General features: G+C 71.5%; 8 protein-coding genes. 1 reads left to right on the top strand and 7 read right to left on the bottom strand.

Annotation, left to right across the window (positions count from 1 at the left end):
- Positions 1 to 22: 22 nt before the first annotated feature.
- The 7 genes from RM788_RS50645 to RM788_RS50615 all read right to left on the bottom strand — a co-directional run bounded on the left by RM788_RS50645 (position 23) and on the right by RM788_RS50615 (position 9,944).
- The gene (locus RM788_RS50645) at positions 23 to 1,465 is read right to left on the bottom strand and encodes a glycoside hydrolase family 43 protein (RefSeq protein ID WP_315928908.1); all 1,443 of its coding nucleotides are present in this window, start codon (positions 1,463 to 1,465) and stop codon (positions 23 to 25) included.
- Positions 1,466 to 1,495: 30 nt separating this feature from the next.
- A complete protein-coding gene (locus RM788_RS50640; RefSeq protein ID WP_315928906.1) occupies positions 1,496 to 3,979 on the bottom strand; it encodes a glycoside hydrolase family 127 protein in 2,484 nt (827 codons plus the stop codon).
- 108 nt (positions 3,980 to 4,087) lie between these two features.
- Positions 4,088 to 4,936, bottom strand: coding sequence for a hypothetical protein (locus RM788_RS50635; RefSeq protein WP_315928904.1), 849 nt, complete (start codon positions 4,934 to 4,936; stop codon positions 4,088 to 4,090).
- A gap of 28 nt (positions 4,937 to 4,964) precedes the next feature.
- A complete protein-coding gene (locus RM788_RS50630) occupies positions 4,965 to 5,774 on the bottom strand; it encodes a carbohydrate ABC transporter permease (protein WP_315928902.1) in 810 nt (269 codons plus the stop codon).
- A gap of 13 nt (positions 5,775 to 5,787) precedes the next feature.
- Entirely contained in the window at positions 5,788 to 6,744 is a 957-nt protein-coding gene (locus RM788_RS50625) for a carbohydrate ABC transporter permease (RefSeq protein ID WP_315928900.1), read from the bottom strand.
- Between the two features lie 3 nt (positions 6,745 to 6,747).
- Complete coding sequence (locus RM788_RS50620) at positions 6,748 to 8,010, bottom strand: ABC transporter substrate-binding protein (protein ID WP_315928898.1); 1,263 nt, start codon at positions 8,008 to 8,010, stop codon at positions 6,748 to 6,750.
- Between the two features lie 29 nt (positions 8,011 to 8,039).
- Positions 8,040 to 9,944, bottom strand: coding sequence for a glycoside hydrolase family 127 protein (locus RM788_RS50615; protein WP_315928896.1), 1,905 nt, complete (start codon positions 9,942 to 9,944; stop codon positions 8,040 to 8,042).
- 175 nt (positions 9,945 to 10,119) lie between these two features.
- Here RM788_RS50615 and RM788_RS50610 point away from each other — a divergent pair, with 175 nt between their 5' ends.
- The gene (locus RM788_RS50610) at positions 10,120 to 11,148 is read left to right on the top strand and encodes a LacI family DNA-binding transcriptional regulator (RefSeq protein WP_315928894.1); all 1,029 of its coding nucleotides are present in this window, start codon (positions 10,120 to 10,122) and stop codon (positions 11,146 to 11,148) included.
- Positions 11,149 to 11,287 lie beyond the last annotated feature (139 nt).

Here is an 11,287-nt window from a genome sequence, read left to right as displayed (position 1 = left end):
GTCACCTCCAAAGGTGGGTGGATCAGGACTGGAACGCCAGCCACTCCAGGACGCCGGTGGACAGGCCGGACTTCGAGGTGATCTCCAGCCGCAGCCGGGTGGTGCTGACCGCGGTGAACGTCGTCGTGTTGTACGTGTCGCCCGCGACCCCGCACGCCGATTGGCCCGGCACGGCGACGTAGGCGCTGCCGTTCCAGTACTGGACGCGGCAGGACGCGGGCAGGTCGATGCCCTGGCCGTCGTCGAACCAGTAGGTCGACACGCGGTTCACCGAGCGGGACGAGGGCCAGGCGTACTCGACCCACTGGGTGCCCTGCTCCGGCCAGTTCCCGTAGGCGAGGTTGGCGCGGTCGGCGGAACTCGTCGGCACACCGCCGTTGTTGACGGCCGCGAGGCTTTCCCACGTCGACACGTACGACGTGGACGCGGTCGCCGACGGGCCCAGGTTCGTCCCGGACGGGGGTTGGGTGCCGCCGCCACCGCCGGGGTTCGACGGCGGCCCGGTCGTGGTCTGCACGACCTTCTGCATCGTGCCGTCGGCGTTGAAGTACAAGCGGTCCACGGCGACCGAGCGGCGGAAGTTGCCGCCGCCGGGGGCGTTGGCGTTGTGGTAGACGATGTACCACTGCCCGTTGAACTGGACGACCCCGGCGTGGTTCGTGGTCGAGGAGACCTGGCCGAGCACCACGCCGCGGTGCGTCCACGGGCCGAGCGGGCTGGTCGCGGTGGCGTAGCGCTGGCACGCGTAGCTCGACGAGGTGGCGCAGCCGTTGGTGTCGTTGGCCGCGTACACCATGTAGTAGAGGCCTTCGCGCTTGAACATCCAGGGCGCTTCCCAGTAGTCGGTCAGCCCCGTCGGCGTGACCACCGCCCCGTCCAGCTCGACCATGTTCGACTTGAGCTTCGCCGCGCGGACGCCCCAGTAGCCGCCCCAGTAGATGTAGGCCTGCCCGTCGTCGTCGGTGAAGACGGTCGGGTCGATGTTGAGGCCGGACGAGTTCGGGGTGCTGTCGCTGATGAGCGGGCCGCCCTTGGCGTCGGTGAACGGCCCGAGCGGGCTGTCCCCCACCGCGACGCCGATGTCCATCCACCCGGCGCCGTTGCCGTTGACCGAGGTGTACCAGTAGTACTTGCCGCCGCGGGGTTCCACCTCGCTGGCCCAGGCGTCGGCCCCGGCCCAGGGGAACGTGCCGATGGTGGCCTTCGCCCCGTGGTCGGTCCAGGTGGCGGCGTCGGTCGACGACAGCACCCGCCACTCGCGCATGAGGAAGTTGCTCCCGCTCGCGGCGGCCTCGTCGCGACCGGCGTAGACGTACATCGTGTTGCCGACGACGAGGGGCGCGGGATCGGCGGTGTAGTAGGAGGTGATGATCGGGTTCGCGGCGTGCGCGGGTATCGCGACCACGGCACCGGCGACGAGCGCCGCGGTGGCGGCGAGCCGGGCGGCCCAGCGGGTGGCGGGCATGGCTTCTCCTTCGGCTGGGGGGGAACGGCTCTACAGCCCGGTCGCGTGCAGGTCCGCGACCTCGGCCGCGGTGAGCGCGCGGGCGTGGACGCGGAAGCCGTCCACCGCGCCGTCGAGGTAGGGGTCGCCCGCGTACTGCGAGCGGCCGATCCAGTTCTGGCCGGTGCCGCCGAGCGCGGCGGGCCGCACGGTCATCGCGGCGTTGCGGGCGACCTCCGCGCCGTTGACGTGCAGCACGCCCAGGTCTCCCTGCTGGGTCACGGCGACGTGCGTCCACACCCCGGTCGGCAGGGCGGACGGCGCGTTGATCTGCTGCTCCCCCGCAGCGCCCGTGCCGGTGATCGCGAACCTGGCGCCACCGGTCGAACTGCGCGGGGTGAGGAACAGGTAGGCGTCCGTCCCCGCGCCGAAGTCGAACACCCGCGCCCACGTGGTGAGCGCGTCCAGCCGCACCCAGGCGGCCACGCTGAACGCGGTCGCGCCCGCCAGCAGCGCGGCGGGCAGCACGACGTGCCCGCCGGCGCCGTCGAGGTCCACCGCGCTCCCGGTGCGCCCGGTGGTCCAGCCCGCGCCCCCGGCCAGCGTCGCGGTCCGGCCGTTGCCCGTGGCGTCCGCCGCGACGGTGCCCGAGCCGGCGTCGAACGGGTAGTGCGCGACGAACGGCGGCGGCGCGGGCGTGCCGTCGACGTTCCAGTAGACCGTGTAGCGCTGGCCGTGGGTCCGGAAGAACGGTTGCAGCACGACCTGCCCGGTGCTCGCGGTCGCGGTGTACTGCAACGGGGTCTGGGTCGCGCGCAGCGTCGCGGGCTGGAGCGTCGGCATCGATGTCAGGTTGGTGGTGCCGTAGGCGCCCGCGAGCACGATCGGCCCGTGCCGGACCGCCTGCACTGCCGGGTTGTCCGGGGTGGCCTCCCTGGTCAACGCCATCGGCAGGCTCACGTCGACGACGTCGCCGCCGGCCCACGTCCGGCTGATCCGCGCGTAGGCGCCCGGTGTCGGCGGGGCCTGGAGGACCCCGTTCACCCGGAGTTGGGCGCCGGTGGTCCACGAGGGGATGCGGACGCGCAGGTCGATCGCGCCGGAACCGGTGATGGTCAGCTTCGTGGACGGCGAGTCGGGGAACGAGGTGTCCTGCCGCACCGTGATGCCGCGCCCCGGCCAGGTGAGCACCGAGGCGATGAACAGGTTGACGTGCAGGGTGTCCCCGGAGCGGAAGTAGATGCTGTCGCCGTGCTTGGTGTTGGTCTCCATCCCGGTGCCGTGGCAGCAGGTGAAGTCGTCGTAGTCGTTGCTGAACGAGCGGATCCCGCCCGGCCGCAGCGGCACGTAGTAGCTGTGGTGGCCGTGGGAGGAACTGGGGTTCTGCGCGCCGAGCAGGTGGTTGTAGAGCGCCCTCTCGTGGAAGTCGAAGTAGTCGGCGCGGCTCGGGTCGGCGCGGAACAGCTGCCGGGTCAGCTTGAGCATGTTGTAGGTGTTGCAGCACTCGCAGGTGCTGTCCGACAGCTCCGCCGCGATCCTGCCCGGCGCCTTGAAGTACTCGCCGTTGGAGTTGCCGCCGATGGCGTAGCTGTGCCGACCGGTGACGATGGTCCAGAAGTTGGACGCGATGTCGCGGTACCGGGTGGTGCCGGTGGCGTGGTACTCGCGGATCGCGCCGATCGCCTTCGGGATCTGGGTGTTCGCGTGGTAGCCGTTGAGGGCGTCGGTGCCCGCCGCCAGCGGGTCGAAGACCTCGGCGTGGTCGAAGTACTGGGCAGTGGTCAGGTGCGCCGGGTCGCCGGTCACCTGGTACAGGTTGGCCAGGACCTCGTTCATGCCGCCGAACTCGGTCTTGAGCATCGCCTGGCGCTGCGCGTGGGTCAGCGCGCTGTTGCGGGTCCGCGCCCACGCCGCCATCCGGGTGAGCACGGTGAGGGCCTGCGCGCTGCCCGCCAGCAGGTGCGCGTCCAGCAGCCCGGCCATGATCTTGTGCAGCGTGTAGTAGGGCGCCCACACGGCTTCGCGGGCCTCCACGCGGGCGATGAAGCTCTCCGGGAACGCCGACAGGTACCCCGCCGTGTAGCCGGCGGTCTGCGCCCGGTCCTGGCAGGTGGCGAGCTGGGCGACCAGGTAGTCCGCCTTGGCGGAGAACGCGGTGTCGCCGGTGCTCGCGTACGCCTGCGCCAGCGCGGTGAGCACGTGGCCGGTGGAGTGGCCGCGCAGCTCGGTGGTCGGCGACTCCCACCCTCCACAGGGGACGGCCGAGGAGGACAGTCCGACGTTGAGGCGGAACGTGCGCAGCAGCCGGTCCGCGTCGAGGAACTTGAGGTAGGCGTGCGTGCGGGCGGTGTTGGCCTGGAACGGCCCGGCCAGCAGGGCCACCGCGCCGAGCGGGAACGCCTCCGCCGACACGCCGGCGTCCGCGCGGGTCGCCGCCGACGCCGGGAACGCCAGTGCTCCGGGCAACGCGGTCGACGCCGCCGCCAGCGCTGCCGCGCGCAGCACGGCACGCCGGGAGGGGGTGGGCATGGGCATGCGCGTCACCTTTCGGGGAAGGGAGTGGCACGGTGACGACGCCGCGGGCGGGCAGGACGCCCGCGAGGCCATCAGGTCGGGAGTTCAGTGGATCGGTGGATCGGTGGATCAGAAGCCGTAGCGGTTCTTCAGGTGCCGCCACCAGTCGCGCAGCATCCACTTGTCGAACTCGGTGATCGACGGGGAGCTGCCCGCCAGCATGATGAAGTTGCTGACACCGGAGGGCGTCCAGTCGTAGAAGTCGTCCAGCCCGAAGGTGTGGCCGACCTCGTGCAGGAATATGGTCACGTCGGTGGCGTCGAGGTTGTTCAGGAAGTACTCGCTGCCCATCCGCTGGCCCCAGTCACCACCGGCGCCGCCGCCGAACCCGGACGTGAGCCACAGCGACTGGTCGTAGTGGTGGGTGACGCCGCCGGGGCAGTTGGGGTAGCTGCCGGTGCGGACGAAGTACCGGCCGCACGGCTCCGCGCACTGCGGCGCGTTCTCCCGGATGTTGTTGACGTAGACGTCGACCGAGTTGTCCGTCCACTGGAGCTGCGCGCGGTCGCGCACCGCCCAGCCGACGACCTTGATCGGCACGGTCGCGTAGGGCCAGTTGTCCTGGCCCACCATGGTGTCCATCCACTTCTTGTACTGGCGGGCCAGGGTGGCGTGGATCCGGTCGCGCTGGGCGGCGGTCACCTTCGCGGAGGAGTCCCAGCGGACGCAGAAGTTGAGGTAGCCGCCGTTGGCGAACACCTGGTCCCAGCCGTAGTTGCGGAAACCGTAGGGGTCGCCGTAGGTGCTCTCGACGTGCGACCACACCTGGTTGAGCGGGGTGACCAGGTTCGCGGGCGGGTTCCAGGCCAAGGTCCCGATCCCCGACGGGGGTGGCGCGGCTCGGCCGACCCCCGCCCCGGTCGCGACGAGGACTCCCACCAGGAAGGTGAGCAGGACGTTCTTCCACAGTCGTATCACCGTTGATACTCCTTGAGCTAGCAGGGATTCAGCCTTTCAGCGCGCCGGAGGTGAACCCGCGCACGTAACTGCGCTGCATGAAGGCGAACAGCACCAGGCAGGGCACTGCCATGAAGACGACGCCCGCCTCCAGTGCGGCGTAGTCGATGGAGCCGTGGCTCGCGGTCCGCATGTTGACCACGGCGAGGGTGGTGGTGAACCTGTCGGTGGAGTTGAGCAGGATCAGCGGGGCGAAGAACTCGCTCCACGACGTCACGAACGCGAACAGCCCGACGGTGACCAGCCCCGGCCGCACGGCGGGGAGCATGATCCGGACCAGCGTGCCGAAGGAGCCGCAGCCGTCGACCCGCGCCGCCTCCTCCAGTTCCAGCGGGACCGCCTCGAACGAGTTGCGCATCATGAAGATCGAGAACGGCAGCTGGAACATGGTCAGCACCAGGCTCAGGCCGATCAGCGAGTCCTCCAGCCCCAGCCACCCGAGCAGGACGTAGAGGGCGATCAGGATCGTCGCGTACGGCACCATCAGGATCGCCAGGGTCAGCAGGAACAGCGCGTCGCGGCCGGGGAACCGGAACCGGCCGAACGCGTAGCCGCCCAGCGTCGCGACGAACAGGGTCGCGCCGACGGTGAGGGCGCTGACGGTGAGGCTGTTGAGCACGTGCTGGAGCCGGATGCCGTTGTCGGAGGTGAACAGCCGGTCGTAGTTCTCCAGGCCGAACCCGGTGTCCGTGCGCAATGAGGCCCAGCCGCTCCACAGCAGCGGGGAGAGGAACAGGATCGCGAGGGCCGAGCCGGTGACGTGGTAGCCCCACCGCGAGGCCGTGCCGGGTCCGGACATGGTTCGGGGCCTCTCACTCGGACCGGCGGCGCAGCACGCCGAACTGGACGGCGTTGAACACGACGAGCACCGCGAGCAGGGCGACCGAGATGCCCGCCGCCGAGCCGAGGTCCAGGCGGATGAACGCCTCCCGGTAGATCACCATCACCAGCGACGTCGTGCTGTTGTCCGGGCCGCCGCGGGTGAGGATCCAGAACTGGTCGAAGGCCAGCAGCGACCCGGTCGACATCATGGTGAGCACCAGCGCGATCGTCGGCCGCATCAGCGGGACGGTGATCAGGCGGAAGACCTGCCACCTGTTCGCGCCGTCGATGCGGGCGGCCTCGTAGACGTCTGCGGGGATCGCCTGCAACCCCGTCAGCAGGATCAGCATGTTGAACCCGGCGAAGCGCCACAGCACGAGCACCACCGTCGAACCGAGCGCGGATCCGGGGCTGCCGCTGGTCCACGAGACGTAGCCGTCGACGAGCCCCAGCCAGGACAGCAGGTCGTTCACGGGGCCGATCTCGTCGCTGAGCAGCCCGAGGAACAGCAGCGACGCGCTGGCGAAGCCCACCGCCATCGGCAGGAAGAACGCCGTGCGCAGGAACCCGACGCCGGGGCGGCGGTGCTGGACCAGCAGGGCGAGGCCGAAGGCGGCCACGAACAGCAGCACCGTCATCACGGCGGTGTACTTGAGGGTGAACCACACCGCCGAGGCGACCAGCTCGTCGTCGGCGATGCCGGTGAAGTTGTCCGGGACGTTCAGCGTCGGCTTGCCGAGCAACGGCCAGCGGTGCAACGACATCCAGCCGACGAGCACCAGCGGCACCAGGAAGAACAGGCCCACCACGACCGCCGTCGGGGCGGCGTACGCGGCGCCGACCAGTGCGCGCCGCCGCCCGCCTCCGCGCGCCCGGTGGGGAGCGGGAGCCGCCCGGTGTCGTGGTCCCGCCCGCTCCCGCGGCGGTGACGTCGTCGTCACGGCCACGGGTCAGCCCTGTTGGAGCGACTTGGTGATGGCGGCGTTGCCGTCGGCCAGCGCGGTGGCCGCGTCGCCGAACAGCGCGCCCCGGACGGTCCGCAGCCAGGGGCTCTGCGGGTCGTTGAACGAGGAGTTGAAGTTCTGCGCGTACGGCGTGCGCCCCTTGGCGACCAGGCCGTTCATCGTCACCAGCCGCGGGTCGACGGAGGAGTACTTGTTGGCCGCCAGGTCGGTGCGGGTGGGCACGCCCTTGCCCTTGGCGACGACCTCGACCTGAGCCTCGTCCGACATCGTCCAGGCCAGGAAGTCCCACGCCTGCTCGACCTTGTCGCTGGTGGCGCCGATGCCGATCGTGTCACCGCCGACGAACGTCGACTCACCACCGGTCATCCCGGTGATCGGCGCGACCCCCACGTCGATCCCCTTGCCCTCCAAGGCCTCCAGCCAGGTCGACGGGCCGGGGGCGATGCCGATCGTGCCGCCCTGGAGCGCGCCGAGCCAGGTCGGACCGGCCTCGTCCTTGGACGCGGGCGCGGCCACGCCGTCCTCGTAGAGCGAGCGGTACAGGGCGAACACCTCCGCCATCGCGGCGGAGTCGAGCCGGGCGTGCTTGCCCTCGGCGTCGAGCACGTCGCCGCCCGCCGCCCACACCGACGGCCAGAGCGTGAACTCCACGCAGCCGCCACAGTTGCCGCCGAAGTACGTGCCGTGCACGTCGCCGCCGAGCGCGCCGATCCGCCGGGCGTGCTCGGCGAACTCGCGCAGGGTGGTGGGCGGCTTCCCCGGGTCCAACCCCGCCTTCGCGTAGAGGTCCTTGTCGTAGAACACCACCGACATGTCGATGGTGTGCGGCACCGCGTAGTTGCGCCCCTCCCAGACGGCGGCCTTCACGTGGGAGGGCGCCATGCCGTCCTTGGCGGGGAACGCGGCGAAGCGCTCGGTCAGGTCGGCCCACAGGCCCTGGGAGGCGTACTGGGCGGCGAACACCACGTCGGCGGCGAACAGGTCGGGCAGCGCCTTGGCGCCCGCGGCCGACGCGAGCTTGGCCGGGTACTCCTCGTTGGGGTAGGCGGTGACCTCCACCCGGTTGCGGTGGGTGGCGTTGTAGGCGTCGGCGTAGGCCTTCGACACCGACTCGGTCGCGGCGCGGGTCCACAGCGTCAGGGTGGCGCCGTCGTCCGGCGCCCCGCCCCGCGTGTCGCCGCCGCACGCCGTCGTGGCCAGGAGCAGCAGGCCCGCCGCCAGCGCGGCGGCCCTCCGAATCGGTGTCACCGGTATCTCCTCTCGCACGGGCGGGAACGTCAGGTCGTCGGCAGCCAGACGCGCATGGTCGACGGGCCGCGGCGGGCCCAGCGGTGGTAGGGCACGAGGTGCAGCGGGGCGGTGTCGCCGTCCGACGGCGGTTCGGCCGCCCCGTACGGCCACCGCACCCCGTCTGGCGCGTCGAACCGCGCGCGCACCGCGACACCGCCCTCGTCCTCGGTGGGCGGGGCGGTGACCTCGACGCGCAGGGAGTCGAGGTCACCGGTGTCGCCCTCGACCGACTCCGCGCAGAGCACGACCGGCCCCCGTTCCACGGCGACGCACCCGCGCACGGCGTCGATGCGCGGGTCGGGTCGGGTGAAGCGGGGCCGCATCGGCAGTTCGAGGCGGACCTCCTCCCCCGCGATGAAGTCCCGGCGCACCACCAGGTCGCCCACCGGGACCGCGCGCCGCCCCTCCGCCGTCACCAGCACCGCGCCGGTCGCCCACTCGGGCACCCGCAGGGCCAGCGACCACGGACCGCCGTCGGTCCTGGTGATCCGCACGGTCACCGCGCCGTCGTCGGGGTAGTCGGTGCGCATGGTCAGCGCCACCCGGCGGCCGTCCGCCAGCCGCGTGTCGACCTCGGCGTCGGCGTACTGGTGCACGCGCAGCCCCTCGTCGTCGGCGGTGACCAGGTAGGTCGACAGGCTCGCCAGCAGCCGGGCGATGTTGGGCAGGCAGCACGACACCTCGAACCACGGCGCCCTCGGCCCGCCGCCGAAGCCGAGCTGCTCCTCGTCGTCGGGCAGGGTCGCGGTCGGCACGCGCTGGTGCAGCGTGTTGGCGTAGAAGAAGGACCGGCCGTCGTCGTCGATCGCGGTGGCGACGACGTTGTAGAGGATCCGCTCGACCACGTCGGCGTAGCGCCCGTCGCCGGTCGCCAGCAGGAGCCGCCAGGCGAGCATGATCGCGGCCACCCCGGCGCACGTCTCGGAGTAGGCGCGGTCGGCGGGCAGCACGAAGTCGTCGCCGAACGCCTCGTCCTGGTGGCGCGAACCCATGCCGCCGGTGAGGTAGGTGCGCCGCGCCAGCGTGCGGTCGAACTGCTCCGCCACGGCGGCCAGCAACTCGTCGTCGCCGTTCTCCACGGCGATGTCCACCGCGCCGCAGGACAGGTAGAGCGAGCGCACCGAGTGTCCACGGAGGACGGTCGCGGTCAGGACGGGGACGTCGTCGCTGTAGTAGGACCAGCCGAGGTGGTGGCGCGGCAGGGTGCGGTGGCCGCGACGGTCGAGGAAGAGGGCGGCCTGGTCGAGGTAGCGCTGCTCGCCGGTCACCCGTGCCAGCTCGACCAGCGCGACCTCGATCTCCGGGTGCCCGCACAGGCCCCACGCGCCGTCCGGGCCGAAGGTGTCGCAGACGTGGTCGGCGGCACGGCGGGCGACCTCCAGCAGGGTGCCCGCCGCGCCGGTCCTGGCCCCGGCGACAGCCGCCTGGAGGAGGTGCCCGGTGCAGTACAGCTCGTGGCCCGACGCCAGGTCGCTGTAGCACGGCCGCTGCCCCTGGCGGCCGAACGCCGTGTTGAGGTAGCCGTCCGGCGACTGCGCCGCGGCGATGGCGGCGGCCAGCCCGTCGATGCCGGGGGCCGCGGCCCGGTCACCCGTGCGGCCGACCTCCCAGGCCATCGCCTCGACGAGCTTGTAGACCTCCGAGTCGGAGAACTCCCGGCCGCGCCGGTCGGGCGACCCCGGACCGCCGGTCGTGAAGTTGCCGACCCAGCCGAGCCGGTCCATCCACGACAACGCGTGGCCGAGCGTCGCGCCGCCGTTGACCCGCTGCCGCGCGGCCCAGAAACCCCCGGTGATCCGCACCTCGCCGAGCCCGAGCGGCCGGAGGACCCCACGGGACGGCACGACCGGGCGGCCTCCCACGAGTCCTGGGTTCTGCGACGTCAGCGTCATCCGAGACCTCCCGCGCCGGCGGGGCCGGGACCGTTCCCAGGCCGCGCTCAGGGTTACAGTGGCCGCCGAAACCGCTTTCGGCAATAAACCATTCGTGTTTCGGAACCATCACGCTCAGCTTCTTGACGTGCGATTACAATCGAATGACCGTCGAAATAACGTCGAAAGGTTTTCGGTGAGCAGACGAAGGTCCGACTCGGTGACCCTCAGCGACGTGGCCCGGCTGGCGGGTGTCTCGATCGCCACCGCGTCCAAGGCGCTCAACGCGCGCGCCGAAGTCGCCCCGGCCACCCGCGAGCGCGTGCTGCGCTCGGCCGCCGAGCTGTCGTTCCACCCCAACGCGCTCGCCAGGGGCCTCACGTCCGGCAGCACCCGCACGATCGGCCTGCTCACCGACGAACTGGCGGGGCGCTTCTCCATCCCCATCCTGCTCGGCGCGGAGAACGCCCTGGGCAACGAGCAGATGTCCGTGCTGCTCTGCGACGCCCGCGGCGACGCCATCCGCAGACAGCACTACATCCGGATGCTGCTCGCCCGCCAGGTCGACGGGTTCATCGTCGTCGGCGACAGCAACGACCTCCGGCCGTCCCTGACCCGCGACATCCCGGTGCCGGTCGTCTACGTCTACGGCGAGTCGACCGACCCCGCCGACCTGTCCCTGCTCGCCGACGACGAGGGCGGCGCCCGCCTGGCCGCCGAACACCTGGTGTCGTTGCGGCGCAAGCACATCGCCCACATCACCGGCCCCCAGTCCTACCGCGCGGCACGGGACCGGGTCACCGGCCTGACCGACGTGCTGGCCGAGAACGGCCTGCCGCTCACGGGCGGCGCCCCGCTGCACGGCGAGTGGTCCCAGCGCTGGGGCAGGCAGGCCGCCCGGATGCTGCTGGCCACCGCCCCGGAGGTGGACGCGGTCTTCTGCGGCAACGACCAGATCGCCACCGGCGTCGCCGACACCCTCACCGAACTGGGCAGGCGCATCCCCGACGACGTCGCCGTCGTCGGCTACGACAACTGGGAGATCTTCGCCGCGGACTGCCGCCCACCGCTGACCACGGTCGACCTGAACCTCGAGCAACTGGGCGCCACAGCGGTCACCCACCTGTTCGCCGCCCTCGACGGCCAGGCCCGCTCGGGCGTCATCCGGCAACCGTGCCGACTGGTTGTGCGCGACTCGACCGCACCGGTGGGTTTGGTGCGGTAGAAAGCACCGCAACCCAGACCAACCACACGGCAGCAGCAGCAGCCAAAACCACCCCACCGAGCAAACCGCCCGACCACCCACCCACCGAGCAGCGCTCGACCGCCATGCGGCTGGCTTGACTTGGGGTTTTTGGGCCTAC

Origin of the sequence: Umezawaea sp. Da 62-37 (genome assembly GCF_032460545.1) — a bacterium.
GTDB lineage: Bacteria > Actinomycetota > Actinomycetes > Mycobacteriales > Pseudonocardiaceae > Umezawaea.
This window is presented reverse-complemented; position numbering and strand designations above follow the sequence as displayed.

Excerpts from the sequence above, each read along its gene's own strand:
- RM788_RS50645 (WP_315928908.1), bottom strand. The coding sequence starts at position 1,465 with ATGCCCGCCACCCGCTGGGCCGCCCGGCTCGCCGCCACCGCGGCGCTC.
- RM788_RS50640 (WP_315928906.1), bottom strand. The coding sequence starts at position 3,979 with ATGCCCATGCCCACCCCCTCCCGGCGTGCCGTGCTGCGCGCGGCAGCG.
- RM788_RS50630 (WP_315928902.1), bottom strand. The coding sequence starts at position 5,774 with ATGTCCGGACCCGGCACGGCCTCGCGGTGGGGCTACCACGTCACCGGC.
- RM788_RS50615 (WP_315928896.1), bottom strand. The coding sequence starts at position 9,944 with ATGACGCTGACGTCGCAGAACCCAGGACTCGTGGGAGGCCGCCCGGTC.